This window comes from Halanaerobium praevalens DSM 2228, assembly GCF_000165465.1.
Taxonomy (GTDB): Bacteria; Bacillota; Halanaerobiia; order Halanaerobiales; family Halanaerobiaceae; genus Halanaerobium; species Halanaerobium praevalens.
The window spans coordinates 541,697-565,582 of sequence record NC_017455.1; the positions used below are offsets into that span (position 1 = coordinate 541,697).

19 protein-coding genes are annotated in these 23,886 nt (G+C 30.6%); 16 read left to right on the plus strand and 3 right to left on the minus strand.

Annotated features, from left to right (window positions below):
- The first annotated feature begins 30 nt into the window (after positions 1 to 30).
- From HPRAE_RS02410 to HPRAE_RS02480, 15 genes are all read left to right on the plus strand, one after another.
- On the plus strand, positions 31 to 666 hold the full coding sequence (locus HPRAE_RS02410) for a DUF2238 domain-containing protein (protein ID WP_014552663.1): 636 nt from the start codon (positions 31 to 33) through the stop codon (positions 664 to 666).
- Between the two features lie 29 nt (positions 667 to 695).
- Positions 696 to 1,736 carry an acyl-CoA dehydratase activase-related protein gene (locus HPRAE_RS02415; protein WP_014552664.1) on the plus strand — a complete coding sequence of 347 codons (1,041 nt, stop codon included), beginning with the start codon at positions 696 to 698 and terminating at the stop codon, positions 1,734 to 1,736.
- 1 nt (position 1,737) lies between these two features.
- Complete coding sequence (locus HPRAE_RS02420; RefSeq protein WP_014552665.1) at positions 1,738 to 2,820, plus strand: acyl-CoA dehydratase activase-related protein; 1,083 nt, start codon at positions 1,738 to 1,740, stop codon at positions 2,818 to 2,820.
- Entirely contained in the window at positions 2,821 to 3,840 is a 1,020-nt protein-coding gene (locus HPRAE_RS02425; RefSeq protein ID WP_014552666.1) for an acyl-CoA dehydratase activase, read from the plus strand. It abuts the gene before it with no gap.
- 49 nt (positions 3,841 to 3,889) lie between these two features.
- Positions 3,890 to 5,284, plus strand: a complete 1,395-nt coding sequence (locus HPRAE_RS02430) for a class II fumarate hydratase (RefSeq protein ID WP_014552667.1) — start codon at positions 3,890 to 3,892, stop codon at positions 5,282 to 5,284.
- A 195-nt stretch (positions 5,285 to 5,479) separates the two neighbouring features.
- Positions 5,480 to 6,652, plus strand: coding sequence for an FprA family A-type flavoprotein (locus tag HPRAE_RS02435; RefSeq protein ID WP_014552668.1), 1,173 nt, complete (start codon positions 5,480 to 5,482; stop codon positions 6,650 to 6,652).
- Between the two features lie 248 nt (positions 6,653 to 6,900).
- Positions 6,901 to 8,358, plus strand: coding sequence for an NAD(P)/FAD-dependent oxidoreductase (locus tag HPRAE_RS02440; RefSeq protein WP_014552669.1), 1,458 nt, complete (start codon positions 6,901 to 6,903; stop codon positions 8,356 to 8,358).
- A 187-nt stretch (positions 8,359 to 8,545) separates the two neighbouring features.
- Positions 8,546 to 10,450, plus strand: a complete 1,905-nt coding sequence (locus HPRAE_RS02445) for an SEC-C metal-binding domain-containing protein (RefSeq protein ID WP_014552670.1) — start codon at positions 8,546 to 8,548, stop codon at positions 10,448 to 10,450.
- A gap of 168 nt (positions 10,451 to 10,618) precedes the next feature.
- Positions 10,619 to 11,170: an ECF transporter S component gene (locus HPRAE_RS02450; RefSeq protein ID WP_014552671.1), complete on the plus strand. Its 552-nt coding sequence runs from the start codon at positions 10,619 to 10,621 to the stop codon at positions 11,168 to 11,170.
- A gap of 149 nt (positions 11,171 to 11,319) precedes the next feature.
- A complete protein-coding gene (locus tag HPRAE_RS02455) occupies positions 11,320 to 12,057 on the plus strand; it encodes a hypothetical protein (RefSeq protein WP_014552672.1) in 738 nt (245 codons plus the stop codon).
- 6 nt (positions 12,058 to 12,063) lie between these two features.
- The gene (locus HPRAE_RS02460) at positions 12,064 to 12,642 is read left to right on the plus strand and encodes a hypothetical protein (RefSeq protein WP_014552673.1); all 579 of its coding nucleotides are present in this window, start codon (positions 12,064 to 12,066) and stop codon (positions 12,640 to 12,642) included.
- A gap of 794 nt (positions 12,643 to 13,436) precedes the next feature.
- Positions 13,437 to 14,606, plus strand: coding sequence for a group II intron reverse transcriptase/maturase (gene ltrA / locus HPRAE_RS02465; RefSeq protein ID WP_014552674.1), 1,170 nt, complete (start codon positions 13,437 to 13,439; stop codon positions 14,604 to 14,606).
- 256 nt (positions 14,607 to 14,862) lie between these two features.
- Positions 14,863 to 15,459: an HAD family hydrolase gene (locus tag HPRAE_RS02470; RefSeq protein WP_014552675.1), complete on the plus strand. Its 597-nt coding sequence runs from the start codon at positions 14,863 to 14,865 to the stop codon at positions 15,457 to 15,459.
- A gap of 45 nt (positions 15,460 to 15,504) precedes the next feature.
- A complete protein-coding gene (locus tag HPRAE_RS02475) occupies positions 15,505 to 16,821 on the plus strand; it encodes a mechanosensitive ion channel family protein (protein WP_014552676.1) in 1,317 nt (438 codons plus the stop codon).
- A 36-nt stretch (positions 16,822 to 16,857) separates the two neighbouring features.
- Positions 16,858 to 17,406, plus strand: coding sequence for a DJ-1 family glyoxalase III (locus HPRAE_RS02480; protein ID WP_014552677.1), 549 nt, complete (start codon positions 16,858 to 16,860; stop codon positions 17,404 to 17,406).
- 124 nt (positions 17,407 to 17,530) lie between these two features.
- Here the strand turns inward: HPRAE_RS02480 and glgP are convergent, their stop codons facing one another.
- The 3 genes from glgP to HPRAE_RS02495 all read right to left on the minus strand — a co-directional run bounded on the left by glgP (position 17,531) and on the right by HPRAE_RS02495 (position 21,719).
- On the minus strand, positions 17,531 to 19,141 hold the full coding sequence (glgP, locus tag HPRAE_RS02485; protein WP_014552678.1) for an alpha-glucan family phosphorylase: 1,611 nt from the start codon (positions 19,139 to 19,141) through the stop codon (positions 17,531 to 17,533).
- 108 nt (positions 19,142 to 19,249) lie between these two features.
- Positions 19,250 to 20,725, minus strand: coding sequence for a glycosyltransferase (locus HPRAE_RS02490; protein ID WP_014552679.1), 1,476 nt, complete (start codon positions 20,723 to 20,725; stop codon positions 19,250 to 19,252).
- A gap of 22 nt (positions 20,726 to 20,747) precedes the next feature.
- The gene (locus HPRAE_RS02495; RefSeq protein ID WP_245528276.1) at positions 20,748 to 21,719 is read right to left on the minus strand and encodes a carbohydrate kinase family protein; all 972 of its coding nucleotides are present in this window, start codon (positions 21,717 to 21,719) and stop codon (positions 20,748 to 20,750) included.
- Positions 21,720 to 21,916: 197 nt separating this feature from the next.
- On the opposite strand from HPRAE_RS02495, the gene pulA reads away from it, so the two are divergent.
- Positions 21,917 to 23,836 (plus strand): type I pullulanase, encoded by a 1,920-nt coding sequence (gene pulA, locus HPRAE_RS02500; RefSeq protein WP_014552681.1) that lies wholly within the window; start codon positions 21,917 to 21,919, stop codon positions 23,834 to 23,836.
- Positions 23,837 to 23,886: the final 50 nt, after the last annotated feature.

Consider the following 23,886-nt stretch of genomic DNA (forward strand, 5'->3'; position numbering starts at 1 on the left):
TGCTCTAAATGAGAAAGGATATTTATATTTATGACACAAGAAAAATTACAACTTTATTTAACACGATTTTTCTTATTTTTATTATTAGTTTCAGTTATTGGTAATATATTAGCAAAAAACTGGTTAAATCTTTTTACTTCAGTTTTAGCAATAATTTTAATTTATTTACCTGCTTATTTAACTGATAATGGTTATTTAAAAATCCCTAATGCTTTGCAGTTTCTGATAGTAGTTTTTATTTTTGCAGCTATGTATTTGGGTGAACAGCAGAATTTTTATTACCGTTTTTGGTGGTGGGATAGTATGCTGCATATGATTTATGGGATGGGAATGGGTTTTATTGGTTTTGTAATGGTCTACATTTTAAATAATAATGAGAAGATTGATATGATGTTAAGTCCAGTTTTTATAGCTATTTTTGCTTTTTGTTTTGCAGTCACAATTGGAGTTTTTTGGGAAATCTTTGAATTTTGGATGGATACAATTTTTTCTTTAAATATGCAAAAAAGCGGTATAATAGATACCATGTTTGACCTAATGGAAGATTGTATTGGAGCTTTTGTGACTTCAACTATTGGTTATTTTTATATTAAAAATAGAAAACCATCTCGTTTTCAAAGGTATTTAAGTGAAGTTTTAGAAAGAAATAGTAATTTTTTTAAATAGAAAAAGAATTAGTAGTGAGGTATCAAACCATGAAAAAAATAAAAATTGGGATTCCAAAAGCACTGCTTTATTATTATTATTTTCCTTTTTGGCTTCAACTTTTAACTAAGCTTGAAGTTGAAGTCATTATTTCTGATAGTAGCTCACGTCAAATTTTAGATCAAGGGGTAAAAAAATCTTTGGCTGAAATTTGTGTACCAATTAAAGTAATGGTTGGTCATATTTTAAACTTGGAGCAGAAAGGAGTTGATTTTATTTTTCTGCCCAGGTTTAGATCTATTGAGAAAAATTTAGTTTTATGTCCTAAGTTTTTAGGGCTGCCAGATATGGTCCAACATTCTTTGACTAAATTAAAGACTACTTTAATTATAGATCAAATTGATTCAGAAACTGAACTTATTGACCAATATTCAAATCATCAACAATTAGCTAAGGCTTTAGATATTTCTGAAAGAGAAATGAAAAGAGCTTTAAAAGTAGCTGCAGATTTTTGGCAGCGCTATCGTAAACTTTTGTCTGCTGGCTATTTAATTGATAATTTTGCTAATATTAAAAATATAATGCAATTGGAAAATAAGATTGTTGAGGCCGAAATGGAATTATCTCAACCTGAAAATAATTTTATTCAAGCTCCAGCAGGTGAAGAAATAATTGATATTGCAGTTATTGGTTATGTTTATAATCTTTTTGATAATTATTTAAATATGAATATTATTAATAAATTAAGAGAGATGGGAGTTAGAATTCATACTTTTTCTATGGTAGAGGACAAAATTATTAGAGAAGAACTATCTCAATTGAGAAAACCAATGTTCTGGCAATTTACAAATAAGCTTTATGGAGCAGCTGAACATTATTTAAAAAATGAAGAAATAGCTGGCTTAATTCATTTAACTGCTTTTGGCTGTGGACCTGATTCTATTTTAGGTCAAATTTTAGAAATTGATGCTCAAAAATATGATAAATCCTTTATGACTTTAAGAATAGATGAACAAACTGGAGCAAGTCATATTATTACTAGAATTGAAGCTTTTATTGATTTATTGAGATTAAAAAAGGAGAGTAATTAAAATGAGATTATCTTTTCCTTATATGGGACCAACTATAGTTTATCAAAGATTATTGGAATTACTAGGTCATGAAGTAATAATGCCACCTAAACCAAATAAAGAAATTATAGATTTGGGTGTTAAATATAGTCCAGAATTTGCCTGTTTCCCCTTTAAAGTAATTACTGGCCTCTATCTTAAATTAATGGAAGAAGATTTAGATGCAATAGTTACTAGTGGTGGGCATGGTCCTTGTAGAGCTGGATACTATGGTGATCTTCACCAAAAAATATTAGCTAGTTTAGGTTATCAAGTAGAGCTGCTTGTTATTGATTCTCCTCATGATAATTATCAATATTTTTATCAGTTAATTAAGCGTTTAAAAGCTAATAATTCCTGGCTTAAAGTACTAAAAGTTATTCAAATAGTTTATGAATTAACTAAAGCACTTGATGAAATAGAAAAAGAAATATCAATTTTACGAGCTTATAATAATCCTGCTCAGATCAATAATCTGTGGTTTAAAGCTCAGTCAGATTTAGCTAAATCTGATTCAATTGCGGAAATTAAGAAAATAAAAAATAAATATTTAACAAAGTTAAAGCCTTATCAGACTCAGATTCCAGGTGCAGATCAGCGTTATAAAATTGGAATTATTGGTGAAATATATGTTGTTTTAGAAAAGTCGATTAATAATCAAATCGAAGAAAAATTAAATAGTTTTGGTTTTGAAGTTGAGCGCTCACAATATCTTTCTGATTGGATTAGAGAAAATATTTTTCCTTTTGCTGGTCAGGATTTAAAAAAAATTGGAGCTAAGGGAGCCGAATTTATAGAAATTGAAATTGGAGGTCATGCTCAAGCGAATATAGGCCATGCTATTGATTTTAAAGAAAAAGGCTTTGCTGGTATTATTCAACTTAAACCTTTTGGTTGTTTACCAGAATTAGTTGCTCAAAGTGTAATGGATAAATTATCTAAAAAATATGATTTACCTGTTTTGACTATTTCTATTGATGAACAAACCGCTGATGCTAATGTTTTAACAAGGTTAGAAGCCTTTTTAGAAATGATAAAAGAAAAGAATTATAGGGAGGTTATTTAGATGAAAAATCTGTATCTGGGAGTAGACATTGGTTCAGTGAGTATTAATTTAGTGGCAATTGATGCTAAAAATGAACTGCAGTTTAAACTTTATACTCGTAATTCTGGTAATCCAATTGAGTTAGTACAAGCAGCTTTAAATCAATTTCAAGCTGAAATAGATATTGATTATCAAATTAAAGGAGTGGGAGTTACTGGTAGTGGAAGACAGCTAATAGCTTATATTTTGGGTGCTGATACTGTTAAAAATGAAATTACAGCTCATGCTAGAGCCTCAACCTATTATTATCCAGATGCTGGGACAATTTTTGAAATTGGAGGTCAAGATTCTAAATTAATAATTGTTGAATCAGGAATTGCAGTTGATTTTGCGATGAATACTGTCTGTGCAGCTGGTACTGGTTCATTTCTTGATCATCAGGCGCAAAGATTGGGAATAGCGATAGAAGATTTTGGAAGTCTGGCTTTAGAAGCTAAAAGAGATGTTAGAATAGCTGGTCGCTGTACAGTTTTTGCTGAATCTGATATGATTTCTAAACAGCAGTATGGTTTTACTAAAGCTGAAATTATTAAAGGTTTATCAGAAGCTTTAGTCAGAAATTATATAAATAACTTAGTTCGAAATCGTGTTTTAAAAGGAAAATACATATTTCAAGGTGGAGTAGCTGCTAATATTGGAATCAAAGCAGCTTTTGAATCAGAAATTGAAGCAGAAGTTATTGTACCTGAGCATCATGCTGTAATGGGGGCAATTGGAATTGCAATTTTAGCTAAAAGAGAAATTAAAAAGACTGGCAAAAAAACCAATTTTAGAGGTTTTAAGTTAACAGATCAAAGTTTTGCAACTAATAGTTTTGAGTGTCAAGATTGTCCTAATCACTGTGAAGTAATTAAAGTACTAGCAGACTCAAAGGTAATTGCAGTTACTGGTGATCGTTGTAATAAATGGTCTAATTCTTTACTAAATTCTAATTTGAAAACTAATTCTCATAGTTCTCAAAAGGAATATGCTTATCTTTAATTTTGTATTTAATTTAAGTTTATTAATCTAAATTAAAAAGGAGTATAAAATGAATTATCGGATAGAAAAAGATAGTTTAGGAGAAATAAAAGTTAAGGCAGATAAATTATATGGAGCTCAAACTGCCAGAGCAGTTAATAATTTTCCTATTGGGAAAGAAAAGATGCCAACGAAAATAATTAGAGCATATGGTATTGTCAAAAAAGCAGCAGTTTTAGCAAATTTTGAACAAAATTTGATTAGTGAAACTAAAAGAGACTATATTATAAAAGCTACAGATGAATTAATAAAAGGTGATTTAGATCAACATTTTCCTATTTCTCTTTGGCAAACTGGTTCTGGAACTCAAACCAATATGAATGTTAATGAGGTTTTAGCAAATAGGATTTCTCAATTGGCAGGCCAAAAATTAGGAACTAAAAAACCTGTTCATCCAAATGATGATTTAAATATGTCACAGTCTTCTAATGATACTTTTCCAACTGCAATGGCAATAGCAGTTGTGATAAAAATTGAAGATTTTTTATTACCTACTTTAGTAGATTTAAAAGTTGAATTAGAAAAAAAAGAGGAAAAATATAAGGATTTAGTTAAAGTCGGAAGAACTCATTTAATGGATGCTACCCCAATTACTTTAGGTCAAGAATTTGGTGCTTTTGCTGCTCAATTAGAAGAAATAATTGAGATTTTAGAAGATAGTTTGAAATATTTAAAAAGATTGCCAATAGGAGGGACAGCTGTTGGTACTGGTTTAAATACTAAGTCAGGTTTTGACAAAAAGGCAATTAAGTATATTAATTTAGAAACAGATAGAGAATTTAAAACAGCTATTAATAAAGCAGCTGGAATTGCAGCTCATAATAGCTTTGTTAATTTAAGTGGTGTTTTAAAAACTGCTGCTTCTGTTTTAATAAAACTTGCTAATGATACTCGTTGGTTAGCTTCTGGACCCCGAGCTGGAATTGGAGAACTTAAAATTCCTAAAAATGAACCTGGAAGCTCTATTATGCCAGGTAAAGTTAATCCAACTCAAGCTGAGGTTTTATTCCAGGCTGCAGCTCAGGTAATAGCTAATGATACAGCTGTTAATATTGGTGGTGCTAGTGGTAATTTTCAGCTTAATGTAGCTAAACCTTTAATTATTTATAATATCTTACAATCAATAAATTTGTTAGTAGATTCTGTTAATTCTTATAATACAAGGTGTTTAAAGGGAATTGAGGCAGATAAAGAACAAATTGCTGCATATCTAAAAAAATCTTTGATGTTGGTGACAGCTTTAAATCCAATTATAGGTTATGATCAAGCAGCTGAAATTGCTCAAAAAGCTTTTAAAGAAGATATAACTTTAAAAAAATCAGCACTCAGATTAGGATATTTAACAGAAGCAGAATTTGAAGACTATATTCAGCCTCAAAAAATGACAAAAGCTAATTTAAAGTGATTAAAATTAAATAGAAAAAATTTAGCTGATAAGAATATTCTTATCGGCTTTTTTAGTTTAGTTTTAAATCAATGTGATATAGCTCACAGAAAACTTATTTTTTTAATTATAAAATAAACTTGATAAAAATACTAAAGATTAAATTGAATCATTTAAATTCGAAAAAGAACTTAAGTTTATAAGGAGGAATTTAAAATGTTTAGAAAAATAAAAGAAGATATCTATAGTGTTGGTGTTATTGACTGGCACCGCAAATTATTTGATGAACTGATCCCTCTACCTGATGGTACAAGTTACAACTCATATTTTATTAAAGGTGGAGAAAAGAATGCAATAATCGATACAGTAGAGCCAGATTTTGTGGAAGATTTTCTGGACAATTTGGATGATCTGGGTGTAAAACAGATTGATTATATTATTTCAAATCATGCTGAGCAAGATCATTCTGGTTCAATACCAGCTCTATTAGAAGAATTTCCAGAAGCTAAAGTTTTAAGTTCTAAAAAAGCAAAGCCAATGCTTTTGGACCTGCTAGAACTTGAGGCTAATCAAATTAGAACTGTTGAAGATGGTGAAACACTTGACTTAGGTGGTAGGACCCTGGAATTTATTGATACACCTTGGGTTCATTGGCCAGAAACTATGTCGACTTATCTGCAGGAAGAAAACATTTTATTTCCCTGTGATTTCTTTGGGTCTCACCTGGCTACAAGTAACCTATTTGTAGAAGATGAAGCTGAAGTATATAAGGCAGCTAAACGATATTATGCAGAAATTATGATGCCTTTTAGAATGATTATTAAAAAGAATCTGGCTAAATTAGAAGATTACGAGATTGATATGATTGCCCCAAGTCATGGTCCAATTTATGATAATCCTGATCTGATTTTAGATGCATATAAGGAATGGGTAAGTGATGAGGTAAAACCTGAGGTTGTAGTTCCTTATGTTTCGATGCATGGAAGTACTAAAGATTTAATTAAATACTTTATCAGTTCTTTAATTGATGAGGGAATTAAAGTTAAGCCTTTTGATTTGACTGATGTTGATTTAGGTGATCTTGCAATTTCATTAGTTGATGCTTCAACAGTTGTTTTTGGTTCTCCAACTGTTTTGACTGGTCCCCATCCATCTGCAGTTTATGCAGCTTATCTGGCCAACGTATTAAAACCAAAAACACGTTATGCTTCAATAATAGGTTCTTATGGTTGGGCTGGTAGAATGACTGATAAACTGCTTGATTTGATGCCGAATCTAAAAGTCGATCTTTATGATCCAGTTATAGCTAAAGGTCATGGTGCTGATGAAGATTATCAAGAAATTGACAGGCTTGTAGCAGAAATTGTCAGTGATTTAAATGAAATTTAAAATTTTAATTAGTAATTAAGTTTGTTAAAATAAATCTATAATAAGATCAATGAGCCCTGCTCTTAAGCAGGGCTTTAATTTTGCTTAAAAATTTAAATATTTATATTTTTGCAAATTAATAGAATTATATTTGCTTTTTGAGCTTTGAGATTATATATTTATAATAAGGAATTATTGTTAATAAAACAATTAAGTTAGAAAATAGAATTAAAAATTAAATTCATTTTAATTCAAAGGAGGCAAATTAAATGTATGATATTAGCATTATTGGAGCAGGTGTTGTAGGCTCAGCAATTGCAAGAGAACTTGCTAAATATGATCTTAAAGTAGCCTTATTAGAAAAAGAATCTGATGTGGCAACTGGAGCTTCTAAGGCAAATACTGGAATTGTCCATGGTGGTTATGTTGCTAAAGAGGGAACAGTTAAGGGTGAGCTTTGTATTAAAGGTAATTCAATGTATGAAAAATTAGAATCAGAATTAAACTTTGGTTATCAAAACACTGGTGGTTTAGTTTTAGCTTTTGATGATGATGATGAAAAAACATTAGAAAAAATATATGAAAATGCTCTAAAAGTAGGACAATCAGAATCGGAAATAGAAATTCTTTATGGTGATCAAATCAAAGAAGTTGAACCTCATGTAGGAGAAGGAGCTCAAGCAGCTTTTTATTGTAAAACTATTGGTGTTACTTCTCCTTATGAATTTACTATTGCTCTGGCAGAAAATGCAGTTGATAATGGAGTTGATTTAAAATTAGAGTCAGAAGTATTAGCTATTGAGAAAAAAGATAATACTTTTGAAATTAAAACAGCTCAAGAAAAAATAGAAAGTCGTTTTGTGATTAATGCAGCTGGAATTTATGCAGATAAAATAGCAGCTATGCTCAATACTGATGATTTTGAGATTTATCCAATGCGGGGAGAATATGTAGTTTTTAGTAAATCTCAGAGTCATTTAGTGAACAGTGTTATTTTTCAGGCTCCAAATCCAAAAACTAAAGGTGTTGTAGCTACAACAACAACTCATGGTAATTTTATGATTGGACCAAATGCAGAAGAAATAGATAAAAAATATGATGTCAGTACGACTTTTAAAGAAATAAAATACATAATTGAGCAGGCTAGAAAATCAATCCCTGATTTCGATACAAATAGAATGCTCAAAACTTTTGCTGGTTTAAGACCTAAAAGCACCAGGGGAGATTTTATTATTGAGGAAAGCAGTGTTAAAGGGTTTATTCAGGCAGCCGGTATAGATTCTCCTGGTCTTACATCATCACCAGCGATTGCCAAAAAAGTAGTTAATATTTTAGCTGAGTCGGGAGTAAAACTTGAGCCAAAGAAAGACTTTAAGCCTGAAAGACCAGCTATCGCAATTGATAAAGATGAGAATTTTGCTGGCGAAATTGATCATCAAGATCCAACTAAAAATATTATCTGTCGCTGTGAGAAAGTTACAGAAGCTGAGATATTAGATGCCTTAAGTCGTTCAATTCCAATTAAAACAACTGATGCAATTAAAAGAAGAACCTGGGCCAAAACAGGAGAGTGTCAGGCTAATTTTTGCAGCAGTAGAATTAAAGATCTGCTGAGTCGTGAGTTGGATATACCAGTAGATGAAATAAAAGATAGAGATGAAGATTATGTTCCTGAAAGATTAAATGTTTATAAATTAAAAAAGAAATTAGCTAAAGTTGAGGAATAGTAATTAACTTAGAATAAAATTTATAATAATTAGATTTTTAATAGCTTTAAATTTATTCTTGACTCTGCTATAATTAGATAAGTAATTAAAAATTTAATTAAAAAAGATTGAGCTCCAGAAGCTTTTAAGCTTGATGGAGCTCTATTAATGTTTAGATCTTAGCTTTAAAAGAGAGAGGTTGATAAATATGGATAAAAGATTAAAAGGTTTAAAGCAAAGTATAGCTAAGCGGCGAGAAAAAGATACTGTTCGCTCTTATAGTGTTGGTCGGAATGACACTTGTCCCTGTGGCAGTGGAAAAAAATTCAAGAAGTGTTGTGACCAAAATAAGCCTAAAAAAAGTATAGAAGAATATTTTGAAGCAATTAAAAAAGCAGAAAAAGAAGAGGCTGTTTTAGATTTACTCAAAGAAGCAGTTAATGATTATCCTTTAGAACACAGATTTCTCTTACCTTTAATTGTTTATAGTTTACAAAATAATAATTATCAAGAATCGGAAAAATACTTAAGACATGCCTGGCAGTTGATGGGAACTGACCTAGATGAAGCTTTTATTTCTCCTTTAGTAAATATTATCTTAGAAAAAGAAGAAATGGAGCAAGCCGAAGATATTGTGCGTCAGGCCTTGGAAGCTAAAGGTGCTAATATACCTTTATTGATTGCATTGGCTGAAATTTATAAAAAAGCTCAAGACTTTCAAAAAGTTAATGATATTATTGCAAGAGCAATGAAAATCGAAGCAGAAAACTTACAATTAATTATTTTCCGTTTGGAAACTTTAATGGATTTAGATGATGTTGTAAGTGCTTTAAGTCTTTTTGCAAAATATTATGAGCAACTTAAAGATTATAAACATATGCGGGTAATTTCATTTTTAAGTAATTTTGTTGAGGAAAGATTTAATATAGCAAAAAACAAAGGGCTTAAGTTACCCCAGGCCTTAAATCAAGCAGCAGAAATTTTTAATGTTTTCCAAAGGCTAGATAATTTAAAAATTAATGATAAAAAAACTAAGGCTAAAAAATTATTAAGTCAGATTAAAGATTTACCACCTAAAAATTCTCAGATGGCCCTTGATATTTTAGCCCGTTATTTAGCAGCTGAATTATATATAGACTTTGCTGATTTTGCTGATGATTTAGCAGTAAAGCAGCAAAAAAATCCTGCTTTTTTAAGACTTTTATTTGTAGCTGATTATCAGCAAGGAAAAATTAAAGCAGCAGAACAAAAAATTAAAACTGCTTTTGAAATTGAAAAATCGAAAAAAAATAATCAGTTTAAAAACTGGCAGATAGCTGCTGATTATCTCAGATTTTTAGTGGAACACGGCCAAAAAGATGATTTAGCTGATTTTATTAATCAATTTGATTCTTTATTAAGTAAAACAGATAATTTATTAGCAAGTTTAATGATGTTAATTGAAAACAAAGAAGCTAGAAATCATCAAAAAGAACTTCTAAGATCTATTTTAAAATTAATAGAACTGGGATTAATTGAGCAAATAAGTAAAAAAGATATTTATAATAATCGGCTTTTTATTAGTTTAGCTGCTTTAGATGGAGATGAAACTATTTATGAGCAGGGAAGAGAATTGACAACTAAATCCTTAAAAGAGCTTATTCAAGAAGTGGAAAAATCTGAGATTAAAACTCCAGCTTTAAGTTATGCGAAGTTAAGACTTTTAAAATATCAGTCAGAACTTAAACAGGCCCGTAAAAAGAAATTAATAGACGCAGTTAAAAATGCTAAAGTAGAAAGCTACTTTGATACTATTGCTTATTATGAGACTATATTGAGATTTGCTGATCCAGCACCTATTTTAACTGAAATTCCACATGGTAAATATTTAGATGATCAATATTTAGATTTTTATAGATTAATAGCTGCTTTAAAACTAAAATATTATGAAATAGCCAAAGAACTTTTTCAGCGTCAGCTAAGAAGAGAAAGTAAAAGAAATAAAGTTATGAATTTCTTAGTTAGATTACTGCGCTATTTTGAGCAGGAAACTTTAATTTCTCATTTAAAAACAATGGAAGTTGATCAAGTGGTTATTAATTATTTAAAAAAATTAGCACAAAAAAGAGTATAGTCAAGATTTGATTTAAGTTTAAATAAATATCTGCTCGAAAAAATAAAAAAAATACTTGTTATTTAAATAAATAATTATTATAATATATTTAGAGTAGCAGGGGCGGAACCTTAACTTTAAGAGCTGCACCCAAAAAACGCTGCTAAATAAAACGTTTAGTCCACCTGGATCAATGGACTGGGATGGGAGGAAAAGAAAATAAAACTTAAAACGAGACAGATTGTAATTGCTGGTATGTTAGGTGCGATTTCTATTATGTTAGGTGCTACTGGCTTAGGTTTAATTCCCTGGCCGAGTGCTGCAGGTCATGCAACTATAATGCACTTACCTGTTATTTTGGGCGGAGTTATTGAAGGCCCAATTGTCGGTCTTTTAATTGGTTTGATTTTTGGCTTTTTTAGTTTTATCAGAGCAACTAATCCAATTTTTGCTGATCCAATTGTTGCTATTTTGCCTAGACTTTTAATAGGTGTTGCAGCTTATTATACTTATTATTTGACTAAAAATATTAGTCAAAGTACATCTTTAATTTTAGCAGGTGCTTTTGGTACTATTGTTAATACCGCAGGAGTTTTAATCTTGGCTGTAGTTAGAGGTTATTTACCTGCAAGTGCTGGTTTAGCTGTGGCTATTACTAATGGTATTCCTGAGATCATAGTTGCTTCAGTATTTTCTTTAATTATTGGTAAAGCTTTAATAAATTTTCAAAAAAATAATTAAATCTAAAAAGACTGAAGCCTAAACTTCAGTCTTTTTAACGTTAACAATTTTAATAGGCTTTGACTTCATGAGTTCAAATATTATATAATATAAAATATAGATTAAAAAAATCAACTCCATTTTATTTAGTTTTGAGAGGAGGAGTTAAAATGAAAGATAATCAAAAAATTAAAGATGTACTTGAAAATACTGAGATATTACTTGAACCAGATGATTTAATTTATACAGATCGTGACACTACTCTTCATTATTTTGTAATTAGTGAGCCTTATTATTTAGAAGAATTTCCACAAGAGGGTCCAGAAACTAAAATCAGAGAAGGGGAAATCACCTGGGAAAAGCCCAAGCTTTTAACTCCAGATTATATGATCAATATGAGCGGATTTAGTGGTGAAGCTAAACAGGCTATGCAAATGATTGCTCAGGAAAATCCTGATTTAGCAGCTTTGCTTTATAAAATGAATTATAAAAAACAGTCTATTAGAACTTTTACTTTGGCCAAAGAGCTTGCAGCAGTAGAGGCTAAAATACGAGAAGAAATAGATCAAGCTACTGATAAATTAACAGTTATTATTAAAGGAGTTGATGAACTTTGGGATGTTTCTTTAATGAAATTTATCCAGTCATTAATGCAAAAAAGTGCATATAAATCACAACTTCCTTATTATGAAGAAAAAGGATTTTTAAGTACAGATGATAAAGGTTATTCTGTAGTTACTAGAAATTTGGAAGGGCTCCCGATAGCTGCTAGTGAAGAAATAGAAAAAATGTTTAAACTTGTAAAAGAAGGAGAGGAAGATCCCTCAAAATTGAAAAAAGAACTTGATCGTTGGGGAGTTTTTAATGCTTATCAAGATAGATTTTTTGATTTGTTTAAGGAGGGCTGATATTTAATGAAAAGTGCTTATGAAATTGCAATGGAAAGAGCAGATGAAGTTTATGCTGCAGATGAAAATGATTTTAATTCTTTAGAAATTAGAGAAGAATTAAAAGAGATAATGGCTCCATTTTTTAAAAAGGAAATTGATGCTGAGGACTTATGGGCTCAATTAAAGTCTAAAAGCAAGCCAGTTTTAAAAGAGGCACAATTGATGTTAATTGAGTCAATTGGACTTCGTAATTCATCTCAGCAGATTGAAAGGCGTAAAGAAGCTGTTATTGCAGTTGAATCATTAAAAGAGAGTGGAAAAAGTGGTTTTTTTGAAAAACAATTTACTCAAGCTCAAAGCTTACAACAGCAATATCAGACACAAAAAAAGCAGTTAGATGAACAAGTTAAGCAGCATTTAGAGCAAGCAGAACAAGGACAGCAAAATCCTTTAGCTGGAACTAGTTCTGGTCAATCAAAGGTTCAAAATGGAATGAATGCTCAGATGAGACAGCAGTTAGCACAAAAGGTTTCAGAATTTCAGGAAAGTTATAATCAAAGATTTAATAATTTATTAGAAAAAATGAAAGCTGAAATTGAATAAAAGCTTTTGTGGAGATCTATATTTAGTTAAAATCCGACTTTAAAGTCGGATTTTTTGCTTTGTGTGCTCCGTAAATTATTCTGATAGTAGGTGAAAGTCCTTCCTATGTTGTGGCATGTATCATGTAGAAGTCAACAGTGACAGGGTGTTCACCGCGAGGTGGAATCTGAAGAGTCTGAGACGTGCTGTTAGTCCAAAACATAATGTGAACCAGAGGTGGCATCTGTAGATGGCGATTCGCCTAAGTAACGGAGAAGCTCAATGCCGGCATAAAAACCATGCAATCTAGGCTGGATTTACGGGTGTGATTAGGGTTGGAATGACAGTAAGATAGAATAATTGACCGGAGGAGTTCTGTATTTGTCTAAAAACTGAAACTAGTTTTAGTAAGTCGAGGCATAACCTGAACGGGAAAACTAAGATAAAGCAGATACAGAGTTCAGATGGCGTCAATAGTAGCAAGGATAACTGGTCCTTAGATAGCAGGGCGACCTGCAGGAGGATAAAGCCAGTTTAGCAAAGGACAGCCAGCGCAGTCGAAGTTGAAGATAATACAGGAGTGGTAAATAGATTTTAATGGTTTAAACACTGCTTAAAGCAGTGGGTCAGGCTTGTAACTGAAGGGAGAAATCTAATTCTAAAGGTGGTAGGTCAGAAACACCATAACCTCAGTAGTAATATGTCAGAGGGGGCGATTGGTGAGAACCTAAAACGTGGCTGATAATATTATGAAGATAGGGTCTGTTTAACTGGACTGTAGAGTTAGAGACTGGTAAGTCGTGAAGTAAGGACTGGTGAAAGAGATAACTGAGAAAACGTACTACACTCTTAAAGACAAAGTGACAAAGATTAGAAATATGAAAGCAGCCGCAAAACATGTCTTAGATAAAGGTGGTAGTGCAGGTGTTGATAGAATAGATACAGTAGAATTCAAAGAAAACTATGCAGTTCATATGAGAGAACTATACAGAGAATTTCTAGAGGATAGGTATCAACCCAAACCATCACTGAGAGTATTTATCCCAAAAAGTGATGGAAGACAGCGACTACTGGGAATACCCACAGTTAAAGATAGAATAGCTCAGGCTGCAGTGAGAGGAATACTGGAGCCGATATATGAAAAAGAATTCTGTGACTGTTCTTTGGGATTTAGAAAAGGTAAATCGCAGATTGATGCAATAAACAAAATAGAAGAATACAAAGAACAGGGATACAAATGGGTATTAGATGCAGATATTAAAGGGTTTTTCGATAATATAAATCATGAGCTTTTAATAGAATTCATCAGACAAAAAGTAACAGATGGCTGGGTAATTGAAATAATAAAATTGTGGCTGACCATGGGAGTCATGAAGGATGGAGAATATATACCCAAAGAGAAAGGAACCCCTCAGGGTGGTGTAATATCGCCACTTTTGGCAAACATCTTTCTGCATGAGTTCGATAAAATAATGGTAGAAAGAGGGTACAAGCTGGTGCGATTTGCTGATGATTTTGTTGTAATGACAAAATCAAAAAGGAAAGCTAAAAGAGCTTATGAGGTAGTTAAAGAAATTATCACAGAAAAACTCAAATTAGAACTGCATCCAGAAAAGACAGTAATAACTAACTTTGGTGAGGGTTTTGTATTTTTAGGATTTGAATTCATAGCCTGGAGATACAAAAGACCGAGAAAGAAATCACTAGAAAAATTCAAAGATAAAGTTAGAAAAGTTACTAAGAGAAATCAGCCCTGGAAAGTGGATTCAATTATAAAAAGATTAAATCCTAAAATATATGGTTGGGCTAATTATTTCGGCCATGGAAATGTGAAGAAACTTTTCTGGCGTTTAGATAAATGGATACGAATGCGGTTAAGGTCATATATGGAGAAAAAGAAAGCAGTTATGAATCAAAACAAAAGAATCCCCAATTCCTTTTTCAGGAAGAAGGGACTCGTTTCATTACTTACTAGATTGTCCTAAAGGACTAAAATATACAGCTGTGGTAACACAGTGACGAAGACTTATTCCTTGAGATGGGGCAACGACTGACGGAAAGCTGTATACGGGAGAACCGTACGTGCAGTTTGATGAGGGGTCCCAGCCGAAAGGCTGGTCCTACTCTATTATTTTATTTGAAAATAAACAGGAAATTCTTAATTGAACTTGAATAATATATTTAAGAACTAAATAATTTAAATTATAATTTTTATGACTAAAAAATAGAGTAGGTGAAGTGATGATAAAAAATATTATTTTTGATTTAGGCAATGTTTTGCTTGATTTTGATCCTGAGAGTTATTTAAAAGATTTAGGTTATCAAGAAAAATTAAAATCAAAATTAAAAAAGTCAGTATTTGAAACAGAGGAATGGTTGTTGTTGGATAAAGGATTAATTAAAGAAAGAGAAGCAGTAAAAATATGGAAAAGAAAAAATCCTAATTTAAAAAATGAAATTGAAAACACTATTATTGGTTGGGAAGAAATCTTAAAATTAAAACAAGATAGTTTAGAAATAGTAAAGGACTTAGTTGTTCAAGATTATAATCTCTATATCTTATCTAATTTTCCAGAAAAAGCTTTTACTTATATCAACTCTAAATATGATTTTTTTAAATATTTTAAAGGTCAAGTAATTTCTTATCAAGTAAAAATGATAAAACCTGATCTTAAAATTTATCAACATTTATTAGAAAGCTTTAATTTAAAAGCAGAAGAGACTTTATTCATTGATGATTCTAAAGAAAATATAGAAGCAGCATTACAAGCAGGAATTAGAGGACTTCAGTTTAAAGATGCTATTAACCTAAAAGAAAAATTAAATGCATTATTATAAAGCTATAAATTATACTTATTAAAAAAATAGTAGAGGGGGGATTTAGTGTTTGAAAATATACAAATCGATCTTTATTTAGAATCACTGATTACTAAACTTGGAAATAATATTTTTGTTTGGAGCAACTTAATTGAGTTAATTATTATAACTTTCTTTTTGATTTTGGCTTATTTTATCAATAAATTGATTTTTAAACAGGTTAGAGAATTATTGAGCAAAATTGATTTTTTAGATGAGAGAAAGCAATTTAGAATAATTGATCAACTATTATATCCTTTAATTTTAATGTTTTTAATTGGAGTTTATTATATTATAGCAGCTTCTTTTGCAATTCCAGCTGTAATTATAAGTATATTTGGTAATTTAGTTTCAGCTTGGTTATTAGTGAAAGCTCTTAGTTTATTTTTTCCTAGAAATAAAATGTTTCGTTTTTTATCAGCTTTAATTTGGTTAATTGCTGCTTTAAGGATTTTAAATATTTATCAAGAAACACTAAATTTACTTGAAAGTTTAGCTTTTCACAGTGGGAATTTGAGAATTTCATTATTAATGATTATTAAAACAGTAATAATTTTTAGTATTTTATTTTGGTTAGCTGGAAAATTAAGTCGTTTAGTTACAAATAAAATTGATAATAGTGAAGAATTAACTCCTTCAGTTAAAGTTTTATTAAATAAAATAGCGAAATTTATAATTTTTACAGCAGCAGTTTTATTTACTTTAAGTTCAGTTGGGGTTGATTTAAGTGCTTTTACTTTTCTTGGTGGTGCAGTTGGTGTTGGTTTAGGTTTTGGTTTACAGAAAATTGTATCTAATTTTATAAGTGGAATAATAATTTTAGCTGACAAGTCTATTAAACCAGGTGATGTAGTTGAAATTGATGATGTTTATGGTTGGGTTCGAAAACTAGATACTCGTTTTGTCTCAGTAGTTACTCGTTCTGGTAAAGAATATTTAATTCCAAATGAAGATTTTATTACTAAAGAGGTTATTAATTGGTCTTATAGTGATGAATTAGTTCGAGTAGAAGCCAAAGTTGGTGTTTCTTATAATAGTGATTTAAGATTAGTTCAGAAATTAATGCAGCAGTCAATTGAATCTAAAACAAGAATTTTAGATAAACCTGAGCCTAATGTCTTATTAATGGGGTTTGGAGACAGTTCTATTAATTTTGAGCTTCGTTTTTGGATTAGTGATCCTCAAAATGGTATTCAAAATATTAGAAGTGAAGTTTTATTATCTATTTGGGATTATTTTCAAGAAAACGAAGTTGAAATACCTTTCCCTCAACAAGATTATCATCTGAAATCATTACCAGCTGAATTAAATAATTATTTAAAAAAGAAAAATGAAGTCAAATAAATGATAATTAAAATTTAAAATTAAGGAGGCTAATTTATGGCTAAAATTTTAATTCCCTTAGCTTCAGGTTTTGAAGAAATTGAAGCAATAACAAATATTGATGTTTTAAGAAGAGCAGGTCTTGAGGTTTTAACTGCTGGTATTGGCAGTAAAGAAATAGAAGGAGACCATGGAATTAAGGTTAAAACCGATACTACGATTGAAGAGGTTAAAGTTGAAGATTTAAAAGCTGTGGTTTTACCGGGTGGAATGCCAGGAGCATCTAATTTACGTGATAGTAATCAACTGCTTAATATTATTAAAAAATTAAGCGAGGAAAATAAATTATGTGCAGCAATTTGTGCAGCCCCAATAGTTTTAGAAGCAGCAGGAATCTTAGATGGCAAAAAAGCAACTAGTTATCCTGGTTTTGATAAAGATATGAGCTCCTGTAATTATCAGAATGATAGAGTTGTAATTGATGGTAATCTGATTACTGGGAGAGGACCAGGAGTTGCAATGGAATTTGCAATGACTATTGTGGAATGTTTAATTGATGAGGAAACTAAAAGAGAATTACAAAAATCGATGATAGTGAAAAACTAATAAAATTAAGAAAAGCCTACCCATTTTCGCACTAATCCTTGATTTCATAACGCAAGGCGGGTTAGTATTAGGCTCTCGAGGTCGTCTGACTGTAAAGAGTTTGGGTAGGCCTTAATTTTATTATTTATTTATTATACATTTCGGTATAATATCTTTCTAGCATTTTTTTAGCAGAAAATCTTTGATAAGTTGTATCAATACTTTCTATCATCATATCTTCCCAGCGATCTTGATTATTATAAAAAGTAGGTAAAACATCATTGAATAAAACTCTATATAAAGCATAAAGATCATTTTCGTCCTGACCTTCACCTACATAACCATCTCCAAATTGCCAGCCATTAATTCCATGTTCACAACCTTCAACCCACCAACCATCAAGAATACTGAGGTTTAAGCCTCCATTCATTGCGGCTTTCATACCTGAAGTACCACTTGCCTCAAGTGGTTTACGGGGGTTATTTAACCAAATATCAACTCCCCGGGTTAGATAACGTGCAATTTCCATATTATAATCTTCTAGAAAGACTACACTATTTGGGAATTCTTTAGCTTTTTTTACAAGGTTTGCTACAATTCCTTTTCCATTATCATCAGTAGGATGTGCTTTACCAGAAAAAACTAACTGTATTTCTCCTGACTTTAAATAAGGATCTATAATTTCAGGTTTTTTGAAAATTAAATTAGGTCTTTTATAAGCAGTTGCTCTTCTAGCAAAACCAATTATAAGTTTATTTGGATCTAGTTTAGCTCCATTTCTGTTTTTAATAAATTCTACTAATTCTTTTTTCATCTTAACTTTAGTTTCAATAATTGCTTCTTTGTTTCCTTTGTTTGCTACAATTCTATCATCAACCCAAGTGCTGCGATGAACTCCATTTGTGATTGAGATAATTGGAGATTTACCAGCTACATTTTTCCACATTTCTCTCGAAGTTTGACCATGTAGTTTAGCAACTCCATTTGAAATTCGAGAAAGTCTGAGCCCAGCTACTGTCATACTAAAAGGACTATCTCCAATTTCTTGCATTTGTTTTCTAGTTAAAGAATTAAAAGCATTCATTTTTTTGAGACTATCTAAGCTGTGAGATTCATTACCTTCTTTAACAGGAGTATGAGTTGTAAAGACTATATCTTCCTTAACATTATCCCAGGCACTATGAAAATCAAGGCCATTTTCCATCTTTTCTCTAATCAGCTCTGTTCCAGCTAAAGCAGCATGACCTTCATTAAAGTGAAAAATATCAATATTTAAACCTAATTTTCTAATAGCTTTAACACCACCAATACCAAGGGCTATTTCTTGGGCAATTCTTTTTTCATTAAAACCATCATAAAGACCATCAGTTATTGTTTGATATTTTTCATTTTCTGGTAAATTAGCATCTAATAAATAAAGAGTCGCATTATCAAATTTATCCAGTTTCCAGATTTTCAGTTTTACCTCTTGTTTTTTAATATTTACTATCACATATTTGCCAGTATCTTCAGCATATTCATAAATTTCTTTATTAGTTGGATGTTTGCTTTCTGGTCTTCCTTTTTCATTTATTATTTGTTTTGAATAACCTTTGCGCCATAAAAGTCCAATTCCAGTGACAGGATAAGAAAACTCTTTAGCAGCTTTTAGAATATCTCCTGCTAAAATACCTAAACCACCTGCGTAAATTCTCATTTTTTCATCTAATCCATACTCCATACAAAAATAAGCGGTATGTGGCTTATTATTATTCATTAATAAATCACTCCTCATTAATATTTATTCAAACGATTGCATAAAAATCATAATAATATCTATTACTGTTTATTAATTATATCAAATTATTAGCAAATGTCTATTTTTTTAAAGTATTTGCTTAAATTTTTCTAATAATTTATGTTCATTATCACTATCAGGCAAGAAAAAGTAAGCAGGAATTTCACTATGAATTACAGGAATTCTAAAACTTAGTCCTTTTTTCATTGCTTTTAAATATTTTTTAGCAGTTTGTTCCCAGGTATAGTTGTTCTTTATTCTTTTTTGAGCTTTTAAGTGATATTTCTCCCAAATTTTAGGTTTGGCTATAATTTTTCTGAGACCTCGTGCTATATCTTCAGTTGATTCAGGATCAATCAAAATACCAAATTCATCTTTTTTCATTATTTCACTTTGACCGCCGTTTTTAGTTACAACTGCTGGTAAACCTGCTGCCATTGCCTCTAGAGGTGCTAAACCAAAAGGTTCATAAAAAGAAGTTAAAGCAAAAATAGATTTTCTTTCTGCTAGATAAGCATAACAAGAAGCTAATTCTTTTTGGCTATTTAAAGAAAAGAGAGAGACTTTTCCTTGCAGTTGATTATTTTCTATAACTTTAATGATTTGATTTAAAATTTCTTTTTCTTCCTTACTAGCTGAACTATAATCTAAAAAAGGATTTTCAATTCCACGAAGAGTAATAATCAAATTAGCTTCTGCCTGAATTGCTTTAGATTGAGCAAAAGCTTTAACTAAGCCTAGATGATTTTTCTTTTGATCAAGTCGGCTAGCAGAAATAATAGCTTGTTTATTTAATCTTGCAGTAGCTAAATCTCGTTTTAAAAAGCTTTCTATTTTTTTAGCTATTTTTTCTGAATACTTTCCATTGAAAATAGATGTATTTACTCCTGGCGGAATAACTGAAAACTTTTTTTGATTTTCCACATCTACTGCATCATTGTAATAAGGGTGTGAATACTGTTCTGTTTTTTCTTGAACAGTGCTGACAATAATTTGATTACTAAATTTCATACTTAGTCTCTCTGCAACAAGACGACTATGGAATTGATACCGCTCAATTAATTGATCAGAATTATTTTTAGAAAAATTAAGTTTATCCATTTTTTGAGCACCAAGAGAATGACCAGTAAAAGAGAAGGGAGTTTCCATTTTTTCTTTAAGTAAAACTCCTGCTAAGCCTCCATCAGCATAATGAGTAGTAAAAAAATCTGGAAAACTGCCTTCTTCATCATAAAATTCAGCTATTGCATCAACATATTTTTTAAGGTGGGGCCAGAGCTTTTCTTTAGCCAAAAATTTATCACCTCCAAAGGGCAATCTAATAATACGTAAATTATTATAATTAGGATAACTATCATAAAGATCTTTAAATTCAGGCCAATTTGGATCATCAATTTGCCGAGTAATTATATCAACTTTAATATTTAATTTGGCAAGAGCTTGACTTAATTCTTTAACATAAACTAATTGACCACCAAAATCAGGGTGTTCAGTCCAATAGCTATCTTGAGAATCAAAATTAGCTTGTGGATTTAAAAAAGCTACATGTTTAATTTCGCTCATTTAAATTACCTCCTTCAATAGTTTAAAGATCATAATAATTCATTATTTCTAGTAATGATGGTATTTCTGATAAAGCACCTACAGCTTGAATTTTAAAAGCGGCTGTTGCATTACCAATTTGAGCTGCTTTTTTAATTGAAAACCCTTTTAGAATACCTGTTAGAAACCCTGCCCAAAAAGAATCTCCAGCTCCTGTTACATCTACCACTTTTTTAGAAAAAGCTTGTATTTGTAAAGGCTCATTTTTAGAATCAGATAAGAGAATTCCTTTTTCTCCTAAACTCAAAATAACTATTTTAGCGCCTGCATTATGATATTTTTTTAAATAGTTGAGGGGACTAGCTGGCCCATAAAGATAATAAGCATCATCTAAAGATGGTTTAATTATATCTGCTTTGGCTAAAACTTTTTTTATTATTTTTTTACCTTTTTCACTATCAGACCAGAGTTGTGGCCTGAAATTGGGATCAAAAGCAATTAGCTTATTTTCTTTAAAAGCATAATTTAGAGCTTTAAGAATAGTAGTTTGAGCAGGTTTTTTTGCAAGCATAAAACTCCCAGTAAAAAAGACTGAAGAATTAGAAATTTTATTATAAATTTCTTGTTTTATTTCTAAATTAGTATCTGCTCCCCTATAAGCCAGCCATTCTGGTGAGTTTTTGCTTTTATTAACAAAAATTACTGGAGTTTGATTTTCCTTATCAATCTGCAGACAGTCTAAATTTAAAGCTTCTTTTTTTAAGATATCTGTTAAAAATTGGCCAAATGGATCTTTGCCAATTCGAGCTATTAAAGCAGTTTTGTTTTTTAGACGCTGCATATTGATTAAAACATTAGCTGGTGATCCACCAAAATGACGACTAAAATCATGACAGGAGTTTAAAGGTAGAGCTTTTTTTGAAATTAGGTCTACTAAAACTTCTCCGCAAGCAGTTATTTCGAATTCGTTTTCTTCGAAATTAAAACTGTCATGAATAGTTAACAATCCCCTCACCTCACTTTATATTTTTTTAACACTCTTAAAATATTATTTCTACATAAAATTAAAATGACCTGTTTTTAAATAGAATAATCTTAAATTTGGCAGGAATAATGGCTTTAATAAAGAATTTAACTATTAAGAGCAGAATGAACATATAAAATAAATTTAATTATAGTTGTAGCTAAATCAATAAAACTGGAGTTGATTTAATGTTTAAAAGAAAAATAAATACTAAACCAGGCAGGCTATATTATGCAGGTAATGATTTAGGCTTGACTTTTTCTGAAACAGGAATTAAATATAAGATTTGGTCTCCTCCTGCAATACAGGCTTTTATTGAAATTTATGCAGATGATCAAGGAAATGAAAAATTAACAGAATATCAATTAAAAAGTTCTGCTAGTGATACTTGGCAGATTGACTTACCTTTAAAATATTATGGCAACTATTATCAATTAAGACTTAAATTAGAGAATCAAACTTATAATTTTGTTGATCCTTGGGCTAAAGCGGTTGGAACAAATAGTAATTATGCTTTGATTGTCAATCCAAATCAAGTTTACCCTAAAAATTGGAATCAAGATCAAAAGGTTAAATTAGAAAATCCAGTTGATGCTATAATTTATGAATTACATGTAAAAGATTTTTCAGCAGCTAAAAAAAGTGGAATAACAAATAAGGGTAAATATATTTCTTTTACTGAAAAAAATACTTATAATAGTGATAATCTTTTAACTGGTATTTCTCATTTAAAGGAATTAGGCATTACACATGTACATTTACTACCAGTTTATGATTTTGCTTCTGTTGATGATCTTGATCCAGAAGCTTATAATTGGGGTTATGATCCTTTTTATTATCAAATACCAGAAGGTTCTTATGCTTCAAATCCAGCTGATGAAAGTAGAATCTATGAATTTAAACAGATGGTACAAGCTCTTCATTCTTATGATATTGGAGTAGTAATGGATGTAGTTTATAATCATACTTATGATATAGAAAATTCTCCTTTTCAAAAGATTTTTCCTGATTATTTTTATAGATTTACCGAAAAGGGGGATTTTGCTAATGCCTCTGGTTGTGGAAATGAAATTGCAACTGAAAAAGAAATGATGAGAAAATATATTATTGACTCACTTTTATATTGGAGCCGTGAATATCATATTGACGGTTTTCGTTTTGATTTAATGGCTTCTATTGATCGGGAAACTATGTTATTAGCTGCTGAAAAATTAAAGCAAGAAAATAAATCTGTTTTAATCTATGGAGAACCCTGGACTGCTTTAGAACCTCAACTTGAACCTTATCAGCAGTTAAGAAAAGGAGATCAGAAGGGAACAGGAATTTCAGTTTTTAATGATAATTTTCGTAATGCCTTAAAAGGTGATAGTGATGGTACAAAAAAAGGATTTATCCAGGCAGAAATAGGCTTAGAACCTCAAATAAATGAGGGGATTATTGGAACAATTGGACTTGAAGAAAGGCGACTTTATGGTTTTGCTCTTCAGCCATCAGAAAGTATAAATTATGTAGAAGCTCATGATAATTTAACACTTTGGGATAAATTATCTTTTTCTTGTCCTGGGGCAAATGAAAAACAAAGGCAAAAGATGTATAAATTAGCTCAGGTAATTTTATTTACAGCTCAAGGGGTGCCCTTTATTAGTGCTGGTACCGAATTTTTAAGAACAAAATTTGGGGATGAAAATAGCTATAAATCTGCTATTGAAGTCAATCAATTAAAATGGGAACGTAAAAATACTTATTATTCTCATTTTAAATATATTCAAGGTTTAATTAATTTACGCTCCCATCATCCAGCTTTTAGAATGAAAAATAGAAAGGAAATTAAAAAAAATTTACACTTTATAGATTCTCCCTTAGCTACAGTAGGTTTTGGAATTTTTAATAATGCCAATGGTGATGCGTGGCATAGAATTTTTGTTTTATTAAATCCAACTCAAAGCTGGAAACAGTTTTATTTACCAGAAAACAGAAATTGGGCAATTGTTGTTGATGATCAAATAGCTGGAACTGAGCCAATTCGTTTTTTTCATTCAGATGAAGTTTTTGTTCCTCCAATTACAGGAATGGTCATTTATGATGCTGATTTAATTAGTGGTTATTAAATATTTTTAAGTTTAATTTATTTTATATTTTAGATTAAAAAAGAGCATGG